At 75.4% G+C, this 23,578-nt stretch carries 12 protein-coding genes; 1 reads left to right on the forward strand and 11 read right to left on the reverse strand.

Annotated elements, in window-relative coordinates:
- Positions 1–12: 12 nt before the first annotated feature.
- Genes CLV40_RS16710 through CLV40_RS16720 form a run of 3 tightly spaced genes read right to left on the reverse strand, consistent with a single transcriptional unit; the run spans position 13 to position 10,080 of the window.
- Positions 13–6,852: a type I polyketide synthase gene (locus CLV40_RS16710; RefSeq protein WP_104479854.1), complete on the reverse strand. Its 6,840-nt coding sequence runs from the start codon at positions 6,850–6,852 to the stop codon at positions 13–15.
- Positions 6,853–6,871: 19 nt separating this feature from the next.
- Positions 6,872–7,711: a class I SAM-dependent methyltransferase gene (locus tag CLV40_RS16715; protein WP_219824003.1), complete on the reverse strand. Its 840-nt coding sequence runs from the start codon at positions 7,709–7,711 to the stop codon at positions 6,872–6,874.
- Positions 7,708–10,080, reverse strand: a complete 2,373-nt coding sequence (locus CLV40_RS16720) for a lantibiotic dehydratase (protein ID WP_104479855.1) — start codon at positions 10,078–10,080, stop codon at positions 7,708–7,710. Before CLV40_RS16720 ends, CLV40_RS16715 begins: the two co-directional genes overlap by 4 nt.
- A 122-nt stretch (positions 10,081–10,202) precedes the next feature.
- On the opposite strand from CLV40_RS16720, the gene CLV40_RS16725 reads away from it, so the two are divergent.
- Complete coding sequence (locus tag CLV40_RS16725) at positions 10,203–11,393, forward strand: amidohydrolase (RefSeq protein ID WP_104479856.1); 1,191 nt, start codon at positions 10,203–10,205, stop codon at positions 11,391–11,393.
- Here CLV40_RS16725 and CLV40_RS16730 read toward each other — a convergent pair.
- The 8 genes from CLV40_RS16730 to CLV40_RS16765 are packed head-to-tail and all read right to left on the reverse strand — an operon-like array spanning position 11,348 to position 23,578.
- Positions 11,348–12,037, reverse strand: a complete 690-nt coding sequence (locus CLV40_RS16730) for a VOC family protein (RefSeq protein WP_104480000.1) — start codon at positions 12,035–12,037, stop codon at positions 11,348–11,350. The two genes, CLV40_RS16725 and CLV40_RS16730, sit on opposite strands and share 46 nt — an antisense overlap.
- On the reverse strand, positions 12,034–13,119 hold the full coding sequence (locus CLV40_RS16735) for an NAD(P)/FAD-dependent oxidoreductase (RefSeq protein WP_104479857.1): 1,086 nt from the start codon (positions 13,117–13,119) through the stop codon (positions 12,034–12,036). The genes CLV40_RS16730 and CLV40_RS16735 overlap by 4 nt, the downstream gene beginning before the upstream one ends.
- Complete coding sequence (locus CLV40_RS16740; protein WP_146108067.1) at positions 13,097–14,152, reverse strand: hypothetical protein; 1,056 nt, start codon at positions 14,150–14,152, stop codon at positions 13,097–13,099. Before CLV40_RS16740 ends, CLV40_RS16735 begins: the two co-directional genes overlap by 23 nt.
- Positions 14,145–15,329 (reverse strand): metallopeptidase TldD-related protein, encoded by a 1,185-nt coding sequence (locus CLV40_RS16745; protein ID WP_104479859.1) that lies wholly within the window; start codon positions 15,327–15,329, stop codon positions 14,145–14,147. The genes CLV40_RS16740 and CLV40_RS16745 overlap by 8 nt, the downstream gene beginning before the upstream one ends.
- Entirely contained in the window at positions 15,326–17,551 is a 2,226-nt protein-coding gene (locus CLV40_RS40295) for a lantibiotic dehydratase (protein WP_281261664.1), read from the reverse strand. The genes CLV40_RS16745 and CLV40_RS40295 overlap by 4 nt, the downstream gene beginning before the upstream one ends.
- Positions 17,548–18,921: a hypothetical protein gene (locus CLV40_RS16755; protein ID WP_104479860.1), complete on the reverse strand. Its 1,374-nt coding sequence runs from the start codon at positions 18,919–18,921 to the stop codon at positions 17,548–17,550. Before CLV40_RS16755 ends, CLV40_RS40295 begins: the two co-directional genes overlap by 4 nt.
- Positions 18,918–21,191 carry a lantibiotic dehydratase family protein gene (locus tag CLV40_RS16760; protein WP_104479861.1) on the reverse strand — a complete coding sequence of 758 codons (2,274 nt, stop codon included), beginning with the start codon at positions 21,189–21,191 and terminating at the stop codon, positions 18,918–18,920. The genes CLV40_RS16755 and CLV40_RS16760 overlap by 4 nt, the downstream gene beginning before the upstream one ends.
- Entirely contained in the window at positions 21,188–23,578 is a 2,391-nt protein-coding gene (locus CLV40_RS16765; RefSeq protein ID WP_104479862.1) for a lantibiotic dehydratase family protein, read from the reverse strand. The genes CLV40_RS16760 and CLV40_RS16765 overlap by 4 nt, the downstream gene beginning before the upstream one ends.

Genomic DNA, 23,578 nt, shown 5'->3' on the forward strand with positions numbered 1-23,578 from the left:
GTTCACTCCGGTTCAGTGGGATTGGGCCGGGCAGTAGACACCGGTCCTCGGTTGCCGGTAGTCGCCGTGGGAGATGACCGTGTCGTGCCTGCTGATCGTCACGTCGCCCGTGGTCAGGGCCCAGGTGAGCAACTCGGGGTTGAGTCGGGCCATGACGCGGATCAGCGGGGTGTCGGTCATGGACCCGCTCAGGACCGAGTGGAGGGCGCGCGCTGCGGGCTCGGTGAGACAGGTCAGGTGGCCCATGAACGTCAGACCGGTGGTGTAGCCGACGACCACGCCGTCGGGGCCGGTGACCACGTGCGGGTCGACGCCGCCGAAGCCGCCTCGGGCGGCGAGGGCGATCTCGGAGTCCCTGGCGTACCCGTTGACCGTGCGGTGGATCTCGGCGCAGGCGGCGAGGTCGGCGGGCCGCATGGGGCGCACCGTGAAGTCGCCGACCGCGTCGGGGTCGGTGACCCGGCCGCGCAGGACGACCAAGTCGTCGCGGGCCACACAGCCCATCGAGGTGTAGAGCCGGTAGACGGCCAGGTTCGCGGTGGTCTGCACCACGTGCGCGCCGGTGCGACCGGTGTCGGCGATGGCGTCGAAGGTGGCGGCCATGAGGTGCTTGCCCACCCCGCGGCCCTGGGCGTGCGGGGCGACGCTGAGCGGGCCCCAGGTGGCGACCTCGTCGCCGGGGAGGACGAAGTTCGAGCCGAGCACCGCGCCCGCGCCGTCCACGGCGACGAGCGAGCGGCAGCGGGGGGCGGTGAGCCGTTCCCGGATCACCGCCTTGGCCTGGTCGATCCCGTCCCACTCCGGCGGCAGGCCGAGCGCGGCGTTGGCCTCGTTGAACGAGTTCAGGCAGATCCGGGCGAGCGGGTCGAGGTCACCGGGGACGGCCGGTCTGATGTGGACATCGCCGCGGACCCGCTCGACCGCGGCCCGGGGGACCGGGGCGGGGAAGTAGCCGACCCGGGTGAACCAGTCCACGTAGCGGGCGAAGAGTTCCTCGGTCATCGGGGGGCACACCGGGCCGCCGTCGGCCAGCGCCGCCTCGGTGTCGGTGAGGTCGACGGTGACGTAGGCGTTGTCCGCGGTGTGGATGGTGGCGTCGAACGCGGCGAGCATGGGGTTCATCGCGTTGTCCCGGTCGGCGGCGACGCGCTCGACCCAGGAGTCCCAGTCCAACTCGGTCAGGTGGTGGCCTAGTCGGCGCAGGCAGTCCACCATGTCGTCGAACCCCAGGTGCTGCCGGTTGCCGTGGTGGTAGGTGCCGGGCGGCTGGTGGGCGAGCGCCACCACCGCGGCGCTGACGTGGTCGACCGGCACGAGGTGGAATCGGCCCTTGCACCCCGAGGGCACCGCGCCTGCCTGCAGCAGACCCTTGATCGCCAGCCAGACGAAGTCGTGGCGCTGGCAGGCCCCGGTGGCGGTGTCGCCGGAGATCTCGTCGACCCGGTGGACCGACACCGGCAGCCCCCGGTCCCTGGCCAGTCCGACGAGCTGCTCGGCGACCCACTTGCTCTGCCGGTAGCCCGACCACAGCTCCTCCGGCGGGCCAGTCTGGTCCGATGTGGACAGTGGTCGCCCGGTGTCGCGGACGGCGGAGAACACGCCGGTGGTCGAGACGTGGTGCACCGGGACGGTGCGGTGCCGGGCGGCGAGCCGCAGGACCTCCCTCGTGCCGCTGACGTTGGCCGCCCGGAGCGCCGAGTACGGGTAGAGACCGTTGACGTGCGCCGCGGCGTGGTAGACGACATCGACCCGGCGGGCCAGCGCGTCGAACTCCTCGGGGGACAGCCCGAGAAGCGGCTCCGCGAGGTCCCCGGGGACCACGACCAGGCGCGCCGGGTCGACCTCGGCCCCCAAGCCGTACCAGTCCAGGTTCTCCTGGACGCGCCGCAGCCCGGCGGCGGCGTCCTCGGCCCGCACGAGGCAGTGCACGGTGGCCCGGGTCGTGCGCACCAGCTCGCGCAGCAAGTACGCGCCGAGGAACCCGGTCACCCCGGTGAGCAGGATGTCGCGCGGTTCGACGGACGCGGTGACCACCTCCGCGGCGGGCACGATGTCGTCGTCCAGCCAGACCTCGCCCGCGAAGTCGACGCGGTCGGCGGACTCGGCGTCGAGCCGGGTGAGCAGGTCGTCGGCGAGCACCGCGAAGGTGGGGTGCTCGAACACCAGCGTGGCCCGCAGGTCGAGACCGGTGCGCGCGACGAGTTCGTTGCGCAGTTCCACCGCGGCGAGCGAGTCGAACCCCAGGCCGTCGATCGGCGCGTCCGGGTCGATCGCCGCGGCGTCCCGGTGCCCGAGCACCCCGGCCGCCGCCGCGGTGATCATCTCGACCAGGGCGATGAGCCGCTCCTCGTCCGTGGCGAGCGCGCGCAGGTCCCGCTCGGGCTCGGGTGGGGCCTGCTCGACGACGGGTCGCGGGGAGGGGGCGCGGTCGATCCAGAACCGGCGGTGCTCGAAGGCGTAGGTGGGCAGCTCGACGGTCCGGGCACCGGATCCGGCGAAGAACCGGTACCAGTCAACGGGAACTCCCCGGTTGTGCAGCCTGCCCAGACCGGTGACCAGCGTCTCCGGTTCCGGTTGCCCCGCGCGCAGCAGCGCCAGCGCGAGGTGGTCGGCGCCGGTCATGGTCTCGTGGACCGCGGCGGTGAGCGCGGCGTCGGGGCCGAGTTCGACGACGGTGTCGACACCCGCCGCGCGCAGCGCCGCCACGGCCGGTCCGAACCGGACGGTCGAGCGGATCTGGCGGACCCAGTAGTCGGGATCGGTCCACGGCGCGTCGGCGGTGCCGGTGACCGTGGACACCATCGGCACAGCCGGTGACCGGTAGGCGATGGTCTTCGCGGTCTCCGCGAACTCGGCGAGGACCTCGTCCACCAGCGGCGAGTGGAACGCGGTGCTCACCGCCAGCCGGGTCGCCTTCACCCCGGCGGCCCGCGCGCGGTCGGCCACCGCCGAGACCGCGGGCTCGGCCCCGGAGATCACCACGGCCGTCGGCCCGTTGACCGCCGCGATGTCCACATCGGACTCGTAACCGACGAGCAGTTCGACGGCGTCGGCCGCGGACAGGCGCAGGGCGACCATCGCCCCGGGGCGGGTCGGCCTGGCCAGCAGCCGTCCCCGCGCGGTCACCAGGGTCGCGGCGTCCGCGAGGGTGAACACCCCGGCGACGTGGGCGGCGGCCAGTTCGCCGATGGAGTGGCCGACCAGGTGGTCCGGGTGCACCCCCCAGTGCGCGAGCAGCCGGAACAGGGCCACCTCGACGGCGAACAACGCGGGCTGGGCGTGGTCGGTGCGGGTGACCAGGTCCGGGTCCACCGCGCCGGACAGGATCTCGGGCAGCGGGGCGGCGAAGTGCGCGGCGACCTCGTCGAACGCCTCGGCGAACACCGGGTGCGCCCGGTAGAGCCCACCGCCCATGCCCGGTCGCTGCGCGCCTTGCCCGGTGAACGCGAAGGCCACCCGGCGGCCCGCGGCGGCCAGGTCGCCGCCACCGCGCTCGGCGAGGTCGGTGAGGCCGCGCCGCAGGTCGTCGCGGTCGGCGGCGACGACGACCGCCCGGTACGGCAGGGCGGCCCTGGTCGTGACCAGCGAGTGGGCGATGTCCAGCGGCGGGGCGTCGACCTCGATCAGCCCGCGCGCCTGGCCCCGCAGCGCGTCCCGGCTCCTGGCCGAGACGAGCACCGGGACCACCGGCGGGTCGGCGGGCTCCCGCGGTGGGGTCGGCGGCCGGTGCGGGGGCTCCTCCACGATCACGTGGGCGTTGGTGCCGCTGATCGCGAACGCGGAGATCCCCGCGCGGCGGGGCCGGTCGGCGGCGGGCCACGGGCGGGCCTCGGTCAGCAGGGCCAGCCCGCCCGACGACCAGTCCGCGTACCGGGTGGGTTCGCTGACGTGCAGGGTGCGGGGCATGAGGCCGTGCCGCAGGGCGAGCACGCACTTGATCACCCCGGCGACCCCGGCGGCGGCCTGGGTGTGCCCGAGGTTGGACTTGACCGCGCCGAGCCAGGCCGGGGTCTCCCGGTCGGCGCCGTAGGTGGCCAGCAGCGCCCCCGCCTCGATCGGGTCCCCGAGGGTGGTGCCGGTGCCGTGCGCCTCGACCAGGTCGATGTCCGCCGTGGTGAGACCGGCGTCGGCGACGGCCCGGCGGATCACCTGCTGCTGTGCGAGGCCGTTCGGCGCGGTGAGGCCGTTGGACGCGCCGTCGGAGTTGACCGCGCTGCCCCGGAGCAGGGCCAGCACCGGGCGGCCCTGCCTGCGGGCGTCCCCGAGCCGCTGGAGCAGGAGCACCCCGATGCCCTCGCCGAACGCGGTGCCGTCCGCGTCGGCGGAGAAGCTCTTGCACCGGGAATCGGCCGCGAGACCGCGCTGCCGGGCGAAGGTGACCACCGCGTCCGGGGTGGACTGGACGGTGACCCCACCGGCGACGGCCAGGGTCGACTCGCCGGAGCGCAGGGACCGGCAGGCCAGGTGGATCGCGACCAGGGACGCCGAGCAGGCGGTGTCGACCGTGATCGCCGGTCCGTGCAGGCCGTGCACGTAGGCGACCCGACCGGACAGCACGCTCGCCGAGGTGGCGAACCCGAGGTGCGCCTCGTACTCCGGCAGGCCGTGCCCGAGCCGCTGGTAGTCGCCCCCGTTGACGCCCAGGAACACCCCGGTCGCGGTGCCCGCGAGGCTGCCGGGATCGATCCCGGCGCGCTCGAACACCTCCCAGGACAGTTCGAGGGCGAGGCGCTGCTGCGGGTCCATCGCGGTGGCCTCCTTCGGGCTGATCCCGAAGAAGGCGTTGTCGAAGCCCGCGGCGTCGTCGAGGAACCCGCCCTCGCGGGTGTAGGTGGTGCCGGGGTGGTCGGGGTCGGGGTGGTGCAGGTTCGCCAGGTCCCACCCCCGGTCGGTGGGGAACGGGCCGATCGCGTCGCCGCCGTCGACCAGCAGCCGCCACAGGTCCTCGGGGGAGCCGACCCCGCCCGGGTAGCGGCAGGCCATGCCGACGATCGCGATGGGCTCGGTGTCGCGGTCCCGGAGCCGTCCGCCCCTGCCCCCGGACCCGGACCCGGACCCGGACCCGGCGGCGGGGGCACCGGTGGCCCGCTCGACGATCCGCCGCGCGAGCGAGGCGGGTGTCGGGTTGTCGAACACGGCCGTCGCGGGCAGCGGCACACCGGTGGCGGCGAACACCCGTGACGCCAGGGCGACCGCGGCCATCGACCCCAGGCCGAGCTCGACGAACGGGCGGTCCTGGTCGACCCCGGTGGCCCCGGTGGCCGCGCGGACCTCGGCGAGGACCACGTCGAGCACGGCGTCGAGGTCGTCGCCGGACACGGTTCCGGCGGTGGGCCCCGGCGCGGGCGTCCCGGCGTCGTCGGGGCGGTCCGCGAGGAGGGTGGCGGGCAGGTCGCCGAGGCGGTGGCGGGTGATCTTGCCGGACGGGGTGCGCGGGATGGCGTCGACGCGGTACACCGCGACGGGGACCTTGTGGTAGGCCAGTCGTTCGCGGCAGGTGGCCAGCAGCGCCGCGGCGTCGACCCCGGACTCCTCCGGCACCACGTAGGCCACGGGGACCTCCCCGAGCACCGGGTCCGGTCGGCCCGCGACGGCGGCGTCGGCCACCCCGGGGAACTCTCGCAGCACCTGCTCGACCTCGACGGGGTGGATGTTCTCCCCGCCGCGGATGATGAGCTCCCGGAGCCGCCCGGTGATCGTGACGAAGCCGTTGGCGTCCCGGCGGGCGAGGTCCCCGGTGCGGTACCAGCCGTCGCGCAGCACCTCCGCGGTGGCCTCGGGCTGGTTGTGGTAGCCCAGCATGAGGTTGGGACCGCTGACCCAGACCTCCCCCTCGACCCCGGCGGCCACGTCGTGGCCGGTGTCCGGGTCGACCAGCCGGACGCCGACGCCGGGGACCGCCAGACCCGCCGACCCGGGAACCCGCCTGCCGGTCGGCCAGTTGGTGGTGATGGCCGCGGCCTCCGTGCAGCCGTACTGGTCGACCAGCGGCACGCCGAACGCGGCCTCGAACCGGCCACCCAGGTCCGCGCCGCTGGCCGAGCCCGCGACGAACCCGAGGCGCAGCTCGGGGAAGGCGGTGCGGTCGGCGCCGGCCAGCAGGTGGTGGTAGGTGGTCGGCACGCCCGCGAGCACGGTGGCCCGGTGGTCCCGCAGCGCGGTGAGCACGTCGTCGACGCCGAAGCCGGGCAGCAGCCGCGCCGTGGCGCCGACCGCGACGACGCCGAACACCGCGAGGTTCTGCCCGAGCCCGTGGAACAGCGGCAGCGGCCACACCACGACGTCGCGGTCGGACAGCCCGAGGATCGGCGCGTGGCAGGCCGCGGCCATCCACAGCGAACTCCGCAGCGAGTAGCGCACCCCCTTGGGGTTCCCGGTCGTCCCGGAGGTGTAGAGCAGCAGTGCCGCTCGGTCCATAGTGGACTCTTCGTCGAACGGCCCCGCGCCCGCCCCGGACGGGTGCCACGCGTCGACGTCGACCACCCGCGCCGCGGTGGCCACCCGGTCGAGCCGGGCACGGTGCGCGTGGTCGGTGATGACCGTGGTGGCGCCGCTGTCGGCGAGCACGTGCGCGAGATCCGACTCGCCCGAGTTCGGGTTGAGCGGGACGCTGACCCCGCCCGCGAGGACGGTGGCCAGGGTCGCCTCGACCGCGGCCACCCGGTTGCCGAGCAGGACCGCGATCGGTTCCCCCGGCTCCGGGCCCAGGTCGGCCGCGAGGCACCGGGTCCGGTGGTCGAGTTCCCGGTAGGTCAGCTCCCCGGCGGCGTCGCCGAAGGCGACCCGGTCCCCGCGTTCGGCGGCGTGACCGGCCAGCAGGTCCGACAGCGGGCGGATCAGGTCAGCGCGCATGGTGTGCTCCCCGAGGTGGTCAGCGGACGGCGTGGATGGTCCTGGTGGGACAGACGAAGTCGACCGCCCCGTCCGCGCCCGCGATCACGGCGAGCCGCTCGCGGGCCTGCGCGGTGGCCTCGGCGAGCCGGTCCGCGGGCACCAGGTCCCAGAGCATCCGGGTGGTGATGTTCCAGGTCCAGGTGATGTACGCGTCGACGGAGTCGAAGTGCGACACCGCGTCGACGGTGCCGACCTCGACCTCGCTGAAGCCCGCCGCGCGCACCGCGGCGGCCGTGCTCTCGGCGTCGGCGAGCGGGCCGCCGACCCCGAGCACGGGCGTCCACGGGTTGTCCACGCCCGCGGGCAGGTAGCCGCCGAGCACGTCGGCGATGATCTCCGCGGACTCCCAGCCCGCGGCGAGCCCGCCGTCCTGGGTGGGGAACGTGGTGGCCGCGAACCGACCGCCCGGCCGCAGCACCGCGGCGATCCGGCGCAGCGCGTCCGCCGGGTCGGGCAGCAGGAACAGCACCATCCCCGCGGTGACCGCGTCGACCGGCTCGTCGAGCGCGAGGCGCTGGATGTCGCCCTGGCGGACCTCGACCCAGTCCCGGAAGGGGCTCGCCGCGGCGTCCTCGGCGCAGCGGGCGGCCATCTCCGCGGACAGGTCGATGCCGAGTACGTGGCCGGTGGGACCGACCGCGTCCGCCGCCGGGAACAGGCACGCGCCGCGGCCGCAGCCGATGTCGAGCACCCGCTCGCCCCGACCCAGGTCGAGCAGGTCGACGACCTTGCGGCCGATCGGGTTGAACATGGCCGCGTTGTAGTTCCCGGCCGACTTGTCGTACGCGTCACCGACTCGCGTCGTCGTGTCGCTCACTGGTCACTCCTTGTCGGGTCATCCGCCCGCACCGCGCGGTCGGTCGAAGGGGTCGGGGTCGTGGACGGCGCCCGCCGGAGCACGAACCCGGTCCGCAGCTCGGCGCAGTGCGCCGCCCCGTCCACCCGCCACCACAGCTGGTCCGGGGTCGGCAGCATCTCCGAGGCCACCACCTCGACCGCGGGCAGGCGGGCCAGGTCGAGCACCGAGAGCGGGTCGTGGAAGTCGAGGTGCAGCGGCTTGGGCTCGGCGGGGTGGCGGACGTACACGTAGCGCGGCAGACCGAGGTCGCGGCGCAGGAGCTGGAGCGCGCGCCAGCGGTCGAACCGGTCCGCGCCGGGCGCGGGCAGCGTGAACCGCCACCGGGCGCGCTGGAGGACGACGCCGTCGACGGTGACCCGCGGGGTGTGGGTGCCCAGGTCGACCGGCACCGGCACCACGGCGGGCCGCGACAGCGCCCGGTGCAGCGTGGAGGACAGGTCGCCGGGGTACAGGAGCCTGCGCGTCCCGTCGACCTCCACCGCGTCCCCGGCCGCCGGGACCGCCACCTCGGCGATCGCGACCACCTCGGCCCGGGGCTTCGCGGACAGGCCGCTGAGCTCGATCGACGCCCCCGGCAGCTCCGGGGTCACGTGGGCGCTGCGCCGCCGCGAGACGATCGTGGCGCACTCGGCGTCGGGGATGGCCGCGCCGACCCGCTCGGTGAACCCGGCCCACAGGCCGTCCGGGTCCCCGTGCAGCGGCCGTTCCAGGCCGCCGAAGATCGAGCTGCAGTCGTCGTGCAGTTCGGCGAGCACCCACGTCGCGGTCGCGGGGTCGGCGCCCACCAGCATGAAGTCCGGGCTGGGCAGGCAGGCGTCCCAGTCCCGCACGGCCGGGTCGGCCCAGAACGGGGCGAGCGCGCGGGCCAGCGCGGCCCCGGTCAGCTCGGGCCCCTCGGCGGCCACGAGTTCGCGGAGCCGGTCCGCGAGCCGGTCCCGCCTCGGCGTCCGCTCCGGCAACTCGCGCGCCGCGAGCGCCGCCAGGGACGCGGGGGCGCCGTCGAGCTCGGCCCGGAGCACGTCGCGGGCGTCCGCCCTGGTGAGCAGCGCCGCGAGGTACACCAGCGGGAAGACCGCCGCGGTGACGTCGCGGAGCCGCCGCACCACCGGTTCCCCGAGGTGGACCCGCTCGCTGTACGGGCTGGACCGGTCCTCGTGGAACAACCCCCGGTCGGCGTAGTGCCGTCCGGCGTGGCGTTCGCTGCCGCCCACCAGTTCGGTGGCGAGCTCGCGGGCGGCGTCCAGGTGCGCGACGCGCTCCGGCCAGCCCGCCGCGGCGTACTTGTCGCGGTGGGCGGCCAAGTCGGCGGCCGGACCGTCGGGGCGGGCCTCGGCGAGTCGGGTGAGCGCGTGCAGTTCGGTGGCGGGCAGGCGCCACGGTGCCACCGTGAGCGCGGGGCCCAGGGCGCGCGCGTGCGGGGCCCGCGCGCCGACCGGTGTGCCGTCGCTGTCGCACCACAGCGCCATGGCCTCCGCCCGCACCCGGAAGCGGCGCCCGTCCCTAACGTGCTCCAAGCCCTGCCCCGAGTCCAGCGCCCGGAACATCGGGTTGCGCCAGGCCAATTGGTCTTCCGGAGCGGTCGCCGCGGCGTCCCGGTCCGCCAGCGCCTCCACCAGCCAGGCACTGGCCTCCACGACGACCCGCTCCGGGCCGGGCGGGTCGATCGCGACCGGTTCCGGTTGCCCGGGACGCAGGTCGGCGAACAGCACCGGACCGAAGAACGACACGGTCTCGCACTTGGTGCACAGGCGTCGCAAGTAGCGGTGCACCGTGTCGAGGTCGCGCCGGGCGGGCCGCTCCTGCCGGGCCAGCGCGGAGTGGAACCCGGGGTTGGACACGAACACCGCGTGCCGCAGGCGGTCATCGGACGCCATCGCGGCGACGTACTCGTACGCGGCCGACAGCGCCGAGTCGAACTCGGCCGGTCCGGCACCGGCCAGGTCCGCGACCGCGGTGTTCCACGCGAGCGTCCACTCACGGCAGTCGAGCGCGGTGAGCAGCTCGGCGCGGGTGTCGTCGATCTCGGCGCTCTCCTGGACGAGTCTTCGGCACGCGCGCAACGCCCGCAGGCTGCGCTGCCTCGGCTCGACACCGCGCACGGCGTCGGCCAGCCGCGGCCACATCCCGTCAAGGAACTCCGCGCGCAGCGCCGCCACCGCGTCGTGGGCCGCGAGCACCCGATCGATCAGCGCGCGGTCCACTGTGGCCAGTGGCTCGATGAGGGAGATCGGGAATCCGGTGGTGCGCAACAGGGTCCACGGCTGGACCGATACCAGCAGGTCGCCGGGTCCCGCGGGTACCGTCCAGGTGAGCGCGTCATCGGTCATCGAACACCTCGCCGGGAAACGGATGTGCTGTGGTCATGGGGGAGAACCCGCTGGACGTACTTGAACACCGCATGGGTTGTCCGGTAGGAAAAAGTCACCTCGAGAGTAAGGAAGTCAGTCGCATGAGCGTTTCCTCGCGCGTCTCCGACGCCGTCGACCGGGCCACCGACGAGGTGGTCCGGCTGTCCCGTGCCATCCACGCCGAGCCGGAAACCGCCTACCAGGAACACCGCGCGGCGGCCAGGGTCAGCGGACTCCTGGCCGCGCAGGGGTTCGTGGTCGAGTCCGGGGTCGGTGGTCTGGACACCGCCTTCACCGCGCGCTTCGGCGACGGCCCGCTCACCGTCGGTCTCTGCGCGGAGTACGACGCGCTGCCCGGGATCGGCCACGCCTGCGGGCACAACATCATCGCCGCCGCGTCGGTCGGCGCCGCGCTGGCGCTGCGCGAGGTCGCCGCGGCACTCGGGATCACCGTGCTGGTCATCGGGACCCCGGCGGAGGAACAGGGCGGCGGCAAGATCCAACTGCTGCGGGCGGGCGTGTTCGACGAGGTGTCGATGGCCATGCTCGTGCACCCGGCCCCGGACGACGTCAGCGCGCCGCGCCCGCTCGCCCTGCTGGACCTCGCGGTCCGGTTCACCGGGCGGGAGTCGCACTCCGCGCTGGCCCCGCACCTCGGGATCAACGCGGCGGACGCGCTCACCGTCGCCGAGGTGGCGATCGGCCTGGGCAGGCAGCACTTCGAGCCGGGCCAGCTCGCGCACGGCATCGTCACCAACGGGGGCACGGTGCCCAACGTCGTCCCGGCCGACACCGGCGCGCAGTACAACCTCCGGGCGCCGGACATGGAGTCGCTCGGCAGGCTCAGGGACCGGGTGCTGGCCTGTTTCGAGGGCGCCGCGGTGGCCACCGGCACCACCCACGAGGTCGTCGCGGAGCCCGCCTACGCGGAGTTGGCGCACGACCCGTTCCTGGTTTCGGCTTACCGCGCGGTGGCCGCGGACCTGGGCAGGCACCTGGCCCCGGTGGAGGTGGAGCGCACCATGCCGACCGGGAGCACGGACATGGGCAACGTGAGCCGCGTGGTCCCGAGCCTGCACCCCAGCATCGCCATCGACGCGGGTGGGGCGGTCAACCACCAGCCCGAGTTCGCCGCGGCCTGCGTGGGCCCGTCGGCCGACCGCGCGGTGGTGCACGGTGCCCTGGCGCTGGCCAGGACCGCGGTGGCCGCGGCGACCGACGACGAGACCCGGCAGCGGTTGATCGATCACGGCAGCTCCAGGGTGACCGGACCGTCCACTGTGGAGATCTGAACGGCGAGCGGCCCCTCGCCGGGACCCGACCCGGCGGGGGAGTGCCGCACCGGCAACGCGTCCAGCGTCGGCCACCGGTCGGTCAGGTGGTCGTGCGCGGACGCGGCACCCAGGAGCAGACCGGTGATCGCGGTGGGGCACACCCGGTGCCCGGCCGCCGCCAGGTCGGCGGGCACCCGCGCGGCCCTCGCCTCGGCGTTGCCGTAGCGCAGGAAGAACGGCAGCACGCCGCTCTCCCAGGACAGCGCGAAGGCGGCCTCGGCCCAGGGCACGACCTGGCCGTCGGCGCGAACCGACTCCCCGGCGTAGAGGTCGGGGTCCGCGCCGGTCAGCGACCGCACCCCGGCGGCGACCGCCTCGATGTCCTCGACCAGCACGGCCCAGTTCAGCAATGCGGGCCCCTGCGCGGTGCGCTCCAGGAAGAGCTTGCCGAAGTCCTTGTCCGCCAACGCCTTCTCGTCGTGGACCACCAGCACCTCCAGGTACTGCACCTCGGGGGTGTCGAAGGGCACCACCCAGCTCGCGGTCCCGTCGGGGTTGGGGCTGCCGTCGGTGAGGCCGAACCCGTAGCGGTCCCACAGCAGCTCGCGCACCGGTTCGACGGTGCGGGCGCCGAGGAGCACGTGGTCGATCCGCGGTTTCACGCGCCCACCGCCTCGGTGGGGCACAGCGAGTACGGCAACGCGTCCCAGTCGTCGTCGAGCAGCCCGGCGGCGAGACCGCTCGCCGTGGCCCGCGCCGAGAGCAGGCCGTGCCCGGCGTGCCCGGCCGCGACGTAGACCCGCTCGCGTCCCGGTACCCGCCCCACCACCGGTTTGCCGCTCGCGCTGACCGGGCGCAGCCCGGCCCGCAGCTCCACCGGTCGTGCCCGACCGAGGTCGGGCATCGCCGCGGTGGCGAACATGAGCAACCGGGCGATGCCCTCGGCGGTGACCCGCTCGTCGTAGCCGACGTTCTCCTCCGTGGCACCGACGATGACCCGACCGTCGACGCCGGGGGCGAGGTAGAACGCCGACGACAGGATGTGGGACGGTTCGGCGTCGGCGTCGAGCACGACCATCTGCCCGCGCTGCGGCCCGATCCCGGTTCCCTCGGCCAGTCCGGCGACGCTGGACCACGCGCCCGCGGCCACCACCACCCGCTCGGCGCGGACGACCCCGGTCCTGGTGTGCGCCAACGCCTCCCCGGGCCGCTCGTCGATGTAGCGCACGAGGCTGTCCTGCGCCCAGCGCACGCCCTCGGCGAGGCAGCGGCGCCGCACCGCGAGCAGGTAGCGGCGGCCGTCGACCATCAGCCCCCGCTCGTCCATGAGGTACCGGCGCCCGGCGGGCAGCGTCAGGCCGGTCTCCGCGACGTCCGCGGCGGACAGCCACCGCCCGAGGTCGGGATCGGCGAGCCGGTCGCCGAACTGCTCGACGTGCTCCGCGCGCAGGGCCCGCAGGATCGGCCGGGTCACGCTGAACGCGCCGTACTCCGGCTCCAGCCGCAGCACGTCCGCGTCGAGCCGGGTCTTCGCCGCGGTCAGCCACGCGTGGAAGTCCGGGTCGGACAGGTAGCGCAGGGACGGCACCGCGACCCCCGCGGCCTGGTTGGTGGCGTGCCCCGGCTGCTCCCCGGCGTCGAGCACGACGACCGAGGCACCGCGCGCGGCCAGTTCCTCGGCCACGCACGCGCCGACGATCCCCCCGCCGACGACGGCGAAGTCAGTCCTCGGTGATTCGGCCATGCCCCTGCTCCTCCATTGTCCGCGCGCGGTTGAGCACCAGCGCCTTCGTGGTGACGACACTGTCGGTGTAGACGGTCTCCTGTGGACCGGTGAAACCGGTGAGGTGCCGCAGTAGGTGGATCGGCTTGCCCGCGAGGGTGAGCGCGCTCCAGCGCCCGTCCGCCTTCGCCAGGCAGCGCAGCCGAACCGTGCCGTCGGCGTGGTAGCGCGAGAGCCCCTCCACGCACCACACGAGGTCCACGGCGTCGTCGGGTCGTTCGGTGTCCGCGCCGCGCGCCGAGAGCGTCAGGACCGGGTCCGGTACCTCCCGACCGGCGTCGTGGTCCCACTGCACGGGGCCGACCCAGGTCGGCGCCGTGAGCACGCCCGCGTCGACGAGGGTGGTGCCCTCGGCGACGACCGTGAGCGGGGGCAGCACCCGGCGCCCGGCCAGCCGCGCGGCGTTGTGCTTGCCCCGCGTCGAGGTCAGGGAGAACACCAGGCCCGCGACGAGCACGACGGCGACCGACGGCCACAGCACCAGCGGCCGGTCCCGCAGCCGGTCGAGCGACCCGACGCGGTCGATCCGGTCGATCCGGTCCGGCAGGTCCGCGAGCCCGGCGAGGGGCAGCCGTGCCGTGTCGCCCCCGGTGGCGGTGCCGAGCAGGACCGGCCCGCCCGCGGTCTCCACCCGGGCGAGCAGGCGGGTGCCCGACCGGCGCGGGGTCCCGTCCGGGCCGTGGTCGCGCACGAGGTCGGCGATGACGCTCTGCAGCCGCGCCCCGGTGGCTTCCGCGTGCGCGCCGACCCCGCGCAGCAGCCCGACGGTCGCTTCGACGGCCTCGCGCCGCCCCGGCGGGTCGGTCAGCCGCCGCGAGCCGATCACCGTGCCGTCCACGACGGTCAACCCGATCGACTCGGCCGACACCGCGACGCGCGGCAGGCGCGGGGCGGGGGTCAGCAGCCCGGAGACGTTGGTGCGCACCAGGTCCACCCCCGAGATGTCCTCTTTGGACGTGCGAGGCACCGGAAGGTCCAGTGTGGACTCAGCCACGGGCCACCTCCCGCAGCGCCACCGTGCCCGACGGCAACCGGACGCCCGCGTTGGCGAAGGTCACCGGGACCGGGAACTGGCCGAGCTTGCCGCAGCCGCCGGTGACCCTGCCGTACTCCCCGCTCTCGTGGGTGTGCGGCTGGAGTCCGCGCAGCGCGCGCGAGGCGTCACCGAGCACTTCGAACGGGCCGCACCTGCGCGCCGTCCCGTTCCGCAGGTGCGCCACCGCGAAGGACACCCGGAAGGCGAACTCCCCGGTGGCGATGTTCATCATGAGCAGCTTGAGCCCGTGCGCGGCGATCCAGTCGCCGTCCGGCGCGGTGAGGTCCGCGCCGGGGTCGACCCTGGCGTGCGTGTGGGTCATCCGCGGAATCGCCACCGCGCGGTAGCTCTGCCGCCGCGCGTGCCCGGACGGGCGCAGGTCCAGCCGCGCCGCGAGCGCCCGGTCGGTCATCGGTTCGCCGACGCGCCCCGCGTCGATGAGCCGGACCTCGCGGCACGGGGTGCCCTCGTCGTCGACCTCGCTGCGGTAGCCCGCCGCGGCGGTGGTCGCGCCGTCGGCGACGGTGAGCCACCACGGCGCGACGACGCGACCGGCCGGGCCGCCGAGGTGGCTGGTGCCCGACGCGACCACGTCCGCCTCCATCGGGTGGCCGACGACCTCGTGGAAGAACGAGCCCGCCAGCCCCGGCGGCAGCACCAGGTCCGCGCCCGCGGGCAGTTCCCCCGCCCGCGGCAGGGCCAGCCGCGACCGGACCTGGTCGGCGAGCGGGTCGACGTCCGCGGTCACGCGCAGGGTGACCGCGGCGTGGCTGGTGCCGTCGGACTCGTACACCCGGACCTCGGTGGAGGCGATCCGGCGCTCGGCGCGGCCCGGGTCGTCGGGGTCGCCCGCGACCACGTGCTGGTGGCGGACACCGACGGTGATCTCCGCGCCGGTCCGCCGCGCGGCCTCGGCGAGGTCGGCGGCCTCCTCAGCGCCGACCTCGCGCAGCGGACGGTCGTACACCTCGGCGAAACCCGGTGCCGGGGCGTCGTCGACGCGGTGTTCGGTGACCCCGTCCCGCTCGGTCTCCACGCACGCCCCCCTGGTGCGGACGGCGTCGGTGTCGACCTCCTCGTCGGGGCGCCAGCGGTGGCGGACCCAGAGCGTGTGCTCGGCGAACGCCCGGCTCACGGCGTACCCCCCGACTCGGTCCCGATCACCTGGACGCGGAGTTCGCTGGTGTACCGGTGCCCCTGCTCGTCGCGCAGCCAGAGGTGGTCCGGACCGGGGGCCATGGGCTCCACGGTGAGCGTGTCCGCGCCCCTGGCGACGTGGCCCACCAGGTCGGCGGCCAGCGGCGAGGCCAGGTCGAGCAGGTAGGGCTTGCGCTCGTGCGCGCCGCGGCAGAAGACGAACCGGCACCCGAGTTCCCTGGCGACCCGGCGCAGGTGCAGGAACCGCACGTGGGGTTCCGGCGCGGTGAACCCCCGGGTCGGCACCCGGCGGCGGGCCCGCTGGAGCACCACGTCGCCGACGACCACCTCGGCGTCGGTGGCGAACGCCGGGTGCAGCACCTGGGGGTGCGCGAGCGCGGCCATGGGCGGGTACTTGACGAAATCGCTCAACGAGACGTACGCCCGGACCCCGGCGCCGTCGGGGGTGCTCAGCCGCACGCCGTCCTCGGCGACCGACACCCGCAGGTCCCACGGGCGCATCGGGCCGCCGTCCGGCAGGTCGGCCCAGGTCAGCGGGCGCATGGCCACTTCGGGTCCGGGGAAGCGGTAGTAGCCCTTGTTGCGCCTGCCGAAGTCGAGGCCGACCACCGCGCCGCGCTGCTCGGCGACCCACGCCGCCGCGTCGGCCCCGAAGGCGGTCCGGTCCGGGTGCATGGTGGCGAGCCAGCTGTCGACGAGCAGGTGGTGGTGGACCCGGGACAGCACGAGACCCGCGGTGTCGAACCCGTCGACCGACGCCGCGGCGGGGCACAGGTCGACCACGGCGTAGCGGTCGCCCGGCGCGCGGGCCGCCCCGGCGACCATGTCGTCCACTTCGGACGGGAGGTGCACCGGGGCGTGGCCCGCCTGCTGGGTGCTGGTCGCGTCGGCGAGCGCCGCGGCGGCGCGGGCGGCGTAGTCGAGCAGGTTCGACTCGCCGTCGGGGTGGTCGCGGCGGACCGCGGCGACGGCCGAGCGCTGGGTCGCGGCGCCGTGCCCGACGCACGCCTCCAACGCGGTGTGCAGCCGCTTCTCCCACCCGGCGACGAGGTCGGCGTCGACGGTGAGCGCGAACGGGGAGGAGCACTCCTCGAAGAACACGGCCCGGTCGGCGTAGGCCGCGCCCGCGCCCCGGCGGGCGGGTTTGCCGGTCAGCTCGGTGAACCGCTGCTCGGCGGTCGCCACGAGGGTGATCCGCCCCGCCAGGTCGGCCTCGGCGAGGTCGGTGAGCACCTGCTCGAAGCCCGCCACCCGCTCGACCCAGCTGTCGCGGGCCGCCGACGCGGGCAGCGCGGCGAGTTGGTCGAGCATCGTCGTCAGCGGCGCGTCGTCGTACTCCGCGGGCCCGAACGCCACGCACACCCGCTGCTCGGCGACGAGGACCGCGAGTCCCTTTGCCACCTCGGCGGCGCGCAGCCCCGCAGCGGCGCGGATCGCGCGGAAGGTGGCACCGCCCGGCGGGACGACCGCGAGCAGCTCACTGTGCTCGCCCGGTCGCCCGGTCGGGTGGAACCGGAGGTCGGGCAGGATCTTCGGGTCGCGGGCGATCGCGGTGGCGATGGCCTTGGCCGCCCAGTGCGCGCAGAACACCCGTCGGGTGCGGGGCCGGTCGACCACCAGGTCCCGGCGCTCGCCCACGCTGCCGTACGCCATCGGCCCGAAGAAGCTGACCGTCTCGTTCTTGGCGCACAACCGCTGCACGTAGGTGTACATCTGCCTGCGCACCCGACGCCACTTCGAGGTCAGCGGGCCGTCGTGGGCGCGCAGCGGGCACAGCATGTTGTGGTAGGCGTCCGGGTTCGACAGCAGGACCGCCTCGCCGACCTCCGGCCGGTCCAGCACCCGGCCGAGCCCGCGCCCGGCCTCGGCGTCCGCGTCGGCGTAGCGCTCGGCGAACCGGGCGAACGCCTCGGCCCAGGCCCGGACCGCCGGGGTCGCGGGCAGCTGCTCCGCCTTGCCCCGGTGCACCGCGGCCGAGCCGCGCTGCGCCTCGGACAGCCGCTGCTCGTGGTCGACGACCTCGTCGGCGAGGCGGATCAGGTCCTCGTCCGCGCCGAGGTCCACCAGCCAGTCGAAGGGGAACCCGGCGTGCCGCAGGACGAACTCACGACCGAGGCGCCACTGGCGCGGGCTCCCGTCCGGGGGCCGGGCCGCGTCGGGGGTGGGCGATGGGGCCCTGGTCGGGCCGGGTCGGGTCATGACTCACCTCGCGGTGCCGCGGGCAGCGGTGTGCCCGGTGACGGGCGGGCGGGGGTCAGCACCCCGGCCCGCTCGAGCTGATCGGTCAAGGTGGTCCGCCGCGCCTCGGGCAGCGGGTCCAGCGCCCCGCGCTCCCCCTCGGCGAGCCTGCGGACCAGCGGTGCGAGCCTCGGGTGCAGCCCGAACGCGCGCCCGGTCCGCAGGTTGACCAGGGTCGAGTCGACGACGACGGCGGCGGGCTCCCACGGGGGCCGGGTCCCGGCCCGCAGGCAGCAGGCGCCGAACCGGCCCGGGTAGAGCGGCACGCGCGCACCGAACCGCTCGACGAGCGCGGCGAGGTCGATGCCGTCGCCCGCGGGCCCGCCGACCACGTGGGTCCACCGCGGTAGGTCGTGCGCGGGGGAGCGGTCGATCTCCACGGGGTGGCCGAGCCGGTGCGACGGGGCCCCGGCGGGCAGCCGGAACGGGCCGATCCCGGCGAGCCTGCCCTCGTCGGCGAGCCGCGCCGCGGTGGCGGTGACCTCGTCGACGCCGATCCCGGGGACACCGACGAGCAGTTCGACCGCGGGCGCGGGGAACGGTGCCGCCGCGGCGGTGCCGTCGGCGCCGACGAGGAGGTCACCGTCGCAGCGGGTCGCCGCGACGGTGAGCCCGACGCAGTCCGACCACGCCGCCCCGGGCACCGCCCCGAGATCCGCCGGGGTGAGCCAGCCCGCCCAGCGGTCCCCGGGGACGACCTCGTCGGCGTGCCGCGCCCAGCGCACCGGTTCCGGCGACCAGGCCGCGCCCAGCCGCCACCGGGGGGACCAGTCCGCGAACCGGACCCCGGCGAGCGCGGCCACCCGCCCGAGGGCGGCGCGGTGCGCGCGGGCGAACCGACCGCACAGCACCACGTTCGACGCGCCGACCACGGCGACGACCGCCACCGCGGCGGGCAACTGCTGGTCGGTCTCGACCACGAGGTGGACCGGGCCGTCGAGCCCGGCGGCCACCGCGGTCTCCTGGTCGAACAGCCGGGTGCGCGCCGCGGCGGCGACGACGTGGGCGCTGGACTCGGTGCTGCCCTCGACCAGTTCCACGTCGTCGCCCGCGAGGCGCAGGGCGGGGTCGGTGCGGGAGACCACCCGCAGCACCAGACCGAGCGCGCGCAACGTGGCCTCGTCGGGACGACCCGCGCGGTCGAGCACGGCGGCCGCGGCGCGGACGAACACCGCGTCCGCTTCCGGCACCCGCCGGGCGAGCGCGTCCAGCGCCTCGGGGGCGAGCACCCGGCGCAGGAACAGCTCGTTGAGGTCGACGAGGCGGTCGTCGTCGGCGACGACCGGGGTGATCGTCGGATCGATCAGCGGGGGGACGACGACCAGCCTCATCCGGCCACCTCCGCGCGGGGCCGCCCCGACCTGAGGTAGACGCACCGGAACTCGGACGGGAACCGCAGGTCCCCGTCGCGCAGCCAGGCGTCCTCCGGCGCGGGCAGCACCTCGGAGAAGACGAGCTCCGCCGCCGTTGCGGCCAGTCGTTCGAGCCCCTTGAGCAGGTCGGGACTGGCCAGGTCGACGTAGACCGGCTTGCGCTCGTTCGGCGACTTGGCGAAGACCCGGCCGGGGAACCCGTGTTCCGCGGCGAGGAAGCGCATGTCCCGCAACCGGTCCAGCTCGCCTGCTTGGCCGAGCACGGCCAGGACGGCCTCGCTGGCCACGGTCCACCGCCGCCGGGAGAGCACCACGTTGCCCCAGGTGATCCGGGGCAGGTGCGGCGCGTCGGGCAGGCGCGGCCTGCGGATGCGGGGGAGGGCGAGCGCGGTGTGCACGCCGCTGTCGAGTTCCCCGTTGTGCAGCGCCAATTCCCGGCCGGGCAGCTCCGGCGAGCGCAGCACCGCCCGCTCGCCGTCGCTGTGCACCACGAGTTGGTCCAAGCCGATCGCGGTGCGCCCCGCACTCGCCCCGCCGCCGAGTTCGAGCACGATCCCGGGGAACTCCAGCGGCGGCAGACCGGTGGTGCGCCGGGAGACCACGTTGAGCACCGTCCGCCCGTCGAGGGTCTCGACGATGGCCTTGTCCCGCTCGCGCAGGACCCGGTCCCGGTCGGGGTGGAACTGCAACGCCCACGGGGTGAGCAGCGCGGCGTCGTGGATGTCGCCGAGCACGACCGGGGTCACCCCCGGCCGGTAGTCGGCCGGGTCCGGGGTGGCCACGAGCACGTCGATCGAGCACAGCACCGGCTCGGTGCCCCGGGTGGGCGGCACCAGGCCCGCGAGGTCGAGCACCGGCGCGTCGGGGTCGATGTCGACGGCCTCGGCCAACCAGGTGCCGGGCACGATGTCGAGGTCCGCCCCCGACCGCAGCACCGAGGTCAACGGGAAGCGGCCGGGGCCGAGTCGCCGGGCGAGTGCCCGGTTGGTCAGCCGGGTGGTCAGCTCCGCCTCGTGGGCGAGCAGGTCGAGCACCGGGGCGACGGCGGTGGTGAGGTCGGCGGCCAGCTCGCCCCGCAGGCTCATCTCGACGGTGCCGACCGCGGCCTCGTGCACGATGACGCGGTCGTTGTAGAACCGGCTCGTCGACGCCGGGCCCGCCGTCGGCGGGACGACCGCCTGGATCTCGTCCTGGATGCCGCGCTTGCGGTCGGGGTCGGCGTCGGGGTAGTCGGCGAGCAGCGCGAGGACCCGGTCCACCAGGTCCAGCACCGGTCCGTCCACCCGCGACCGGAGCCAGCGCAGCGGGTCGACCTCGGTGGCGGGCGCGGCGAGGTCGTGCGTCAGCCTGCCCGCGGCGACCGCGGCCCGGAACTCGGCGACCACCCGGTCGAGGTCGAGCCCCAACCGCCGCGCCAGTTCGGCCACGGTGGCCTCCCCGTCGACCGCGTCGATCAGCGCCGAGCGCGGGTCGCTGACCCGGACCGGGCGCAGCGCGGTCTTGCGGCGCGGCACCAGCCCGCCGACGCGCTCGTCGTCGGCGAGGACTGCGGCCGCGATCGCGTCGTGCACCCTGGCCGCGACGTGGGCCTGCCGGGCCGGGATGGCCCGGTGCCCCGACCAGGTCCACGTGGACGGACCGGGGACCTCCGGGGACACCGTGGCGTAGTTGATGGGACCGAAGAAGCTCATCGTCTCGCTCTTCGTCGCCAGCCGTTGCGCGTAGGAGGCGATTTGCCTGCGCAGCCGAGAGCCCTTCGCGCCCCGGCCGAGGTCGCGGTACACCGACGGCGACGAGCACACCACCGCGTCCCCGAACCTGGGGTCGAGCCGGATCCGGTCGATCTCGGCGTCGACCCGGTCCCGGTCGGCCTGGTTCGCGAGTTCCGCGCGTTCGGTCAGCGCCGCGAGATGCTCGGTCAGCCGGTTCCACTCCTGCCGCCACGCCTCGTCGATCGCCTCGGACGGCGGCAGGGGGCGCAGGTTGCGCACCTTGCTCTTGAGCCCCCTCGACAGGTTTCCGACCGGGCGCAGGGTCGCGCCGTGGGCGTGGGCCGACCGCGTGACCTCCAGGATCTCCCCGAGCACCTCGGCGCACGCGTGGTGCGCGAGCCCTTCGACGAGCTGCCAGGGGAATCCCGCGCTGCGCAGGACCAGCACCGGGAGCAGGCGCCACGGCACCTCGGCCACCGACTTCGGACCGCCGGGGGTCCATGCCTGTTCGGTCATCGTGTCCTTCTCATCGCGAGCCGGAACTCCGAGGTGGTCGGCTCGCCGTCGCGGCGCAGCCACAGGCGGTCCGGGGCCGGGCGCATCTCCGCGACCGACACCGTCCCCGCCGTCGACGCCGCCACCAGCGCGACCACGGCGTCCACCGCCAGCGGGTTGTCCAGGTCGACCCCGACCGGCTTCGGTTCGTCGGCGACGTGCACGAAGCAGAACCGGGGCACGCCATGGCGGACCCGCAGCCGCTGCACCGCCCGGACCGTGGCGTCGGTGTCCCGGACCCGGTCCATGGCCAGGTCGGCCCGGTCGAACCACCACCTGGCCCGCTGCACCAGCACGTCGCCCACCACGATCCGGGGGGCGAGGTCGCCGAAGCGCACCATCGGCAGCGACGGCGCGGGGGCGGCGAACGCCCGCAGGTGCACGTGGTCGTCCTCGCCCGCGTAGAGCACCAGGTCCCCGGTGCCCGCGCGCAGGCGCACCCGGTCGCCGTCGGCGACCACCTCCACCTCGGTCAGCGCGACGGCGCGGTCCCGCTGGTCGGTGGCGTGCGCGGTGATCTCCACGAACCGGCCGGGGAACCAGTCGGCCACCAGCCCCTTGTGCCGCCTGCGCCGGATGACGGTGGCCAGCCGGTCGGCCCCGCCCCACGGCCGCAGGTCGTCGGTGAACCCGGCCAGCAGCGTCTGCTGGTCGGGGTGGAAGAGCCCCTGGGAGCCCCAGGCGTACACGTACGGGTGCAGCTCGCCGAGCACGAGGGTGTCGACGCCGTCCGGCCCCCGTTCGAGCATGAGGTCCGGGCTGGCGAACGCGGGGGCCGCCCCGGGCGGTCCGCCGAGCGCGGCCAGCGCGGCGGGGTCGAGCACCGCCTCGTCCCCGTCGAGCGCGGCGCGGACCAGGTCGGTGTAGCGGGCCGCGAGTTCCCTGGCCGGTTCGGTGAGTGCCGCTGGCTCGCCGTGGGCGACGGCCTCGCCGACCCTGGCGATCAACTCGTCGTAGGGCATGCGGTCGACCCCGGCCGCGCGCAGGACACCGAGGCAGAACCCGTTGGCGGCGTCCCGGTTGCGCGTGCCGAAGGCCGTGGCCAGGTCGAGCACCGGGGCCAGCCCCCGCTGCCAGTGGTCGGCGACGTCGCCGCCGACCAGCACCGGCGACTGGTCCCCGGCGGCGTCGAGGGACACCACGGTGCGGTCCGCGTACATGCGCCCGCCCGCGCGCCGCGCGTCGACCTCGGTGATCTCGGTGAACCGCTGTTCCACCGCGTCGAGCGCCTTGGCCCGCTGGCGGTGGTCGGTGGCGGCGGCGAAGTCGTCGGCCAGGTCCCGCAACTCCCCGAGCACCCGGGGCCACCGGGTGTCGGGCAGCCACCGGGTGGCCCAGTCGACGAGCCAGTCCAACGGGGCCGGGGTGGTCGACGGCGGCTCCGGCCACAGCCGCACCGCGCCCACCTGGCGCAGCCGCCGCAGCGCCCCGACCACCTCCGGCACCGGCCGGTCGAGGAGGCTGGCGAGGTCGAGGACCCGGCGTTCGCCGTCGATGGCCGCGACGAGGTCGCCCTGCCACCCGGGCAGGCGCACGGCCCGGCCGTCCGGCAACCGGATCGACCCGGCCGCGCGCCCGCAGGCGGGGATCCAGCCCACCGGCAGCCGGTCGACCACCGACGGGTCGGCGCCGATGGCGGCGGCCAACTCGCACACCGCCCAGAAAGCGACCGTCGCCGACAGCGCGACCACACCGGACCCGGTCGCCGGTCCCAGCTCGATGCCCGACGCGGCCGGGTCGACCCGGCCGTGCACGAGCGGCCCGAAGAAGCTGGTGGTCTCGTTCTTCGCGCCCAACCGCTGCGCGTAGAGGTAGACCCGCCGGTAGAACGCCCGGTCCTTGGCCCGGTCACCCGGGGCGCCCGAGGTCGCGGCGAACCGGAGCACCTCGTCGTGGAACGACGGGGAGAGCTGGAGCACCGCGTCCAGCACCCGGTCGTCGGCGAGCACCGCGCGCACCCTGGCCGACCGCCCGTGCCGCTCGGCCGCGAGCACCTCGCCCAGCCGCTCCTCGGCGGCGAGGCGGTCGGCCAGGGTCCGGCGGTAGCGGGCGATCGGCTCGGCCAGCTCGGCGACGGTGAGCCCGCCGAGGTCGGCGCCCCGGCCCGCTTTCGCCCGGAGCTTGGACAACGCGCGGAGCTGGTCGCGGTCCCTGGTGCGCCCGACCAGCTCCGCGGTGCCTGCCAGCAGGTCCGCGCGCGCCCGGTCCGCCGCCAGCAGCGGCTCCCGGTAGCGGGACAACGCCTCCGCCGTCGCCGGGTCGGCGAGCGCGGCGACCATCGACACCCCGAAACCCGCGCGGCGCAACAGGACTCCGGGGTAGAGCAGCCAGCCTGGGTGGTCGCTCAT

The sequence above is a fragment of the Actinokineospora auranticolor genome (assembly GCF_002934265.1).
GTDB lineage: Bacteria > Actinomycetota > Actinomycetes > Mycobacteriales > Pseudonocardiaceae > Actinokineospora > Actinokineospora auranticolor.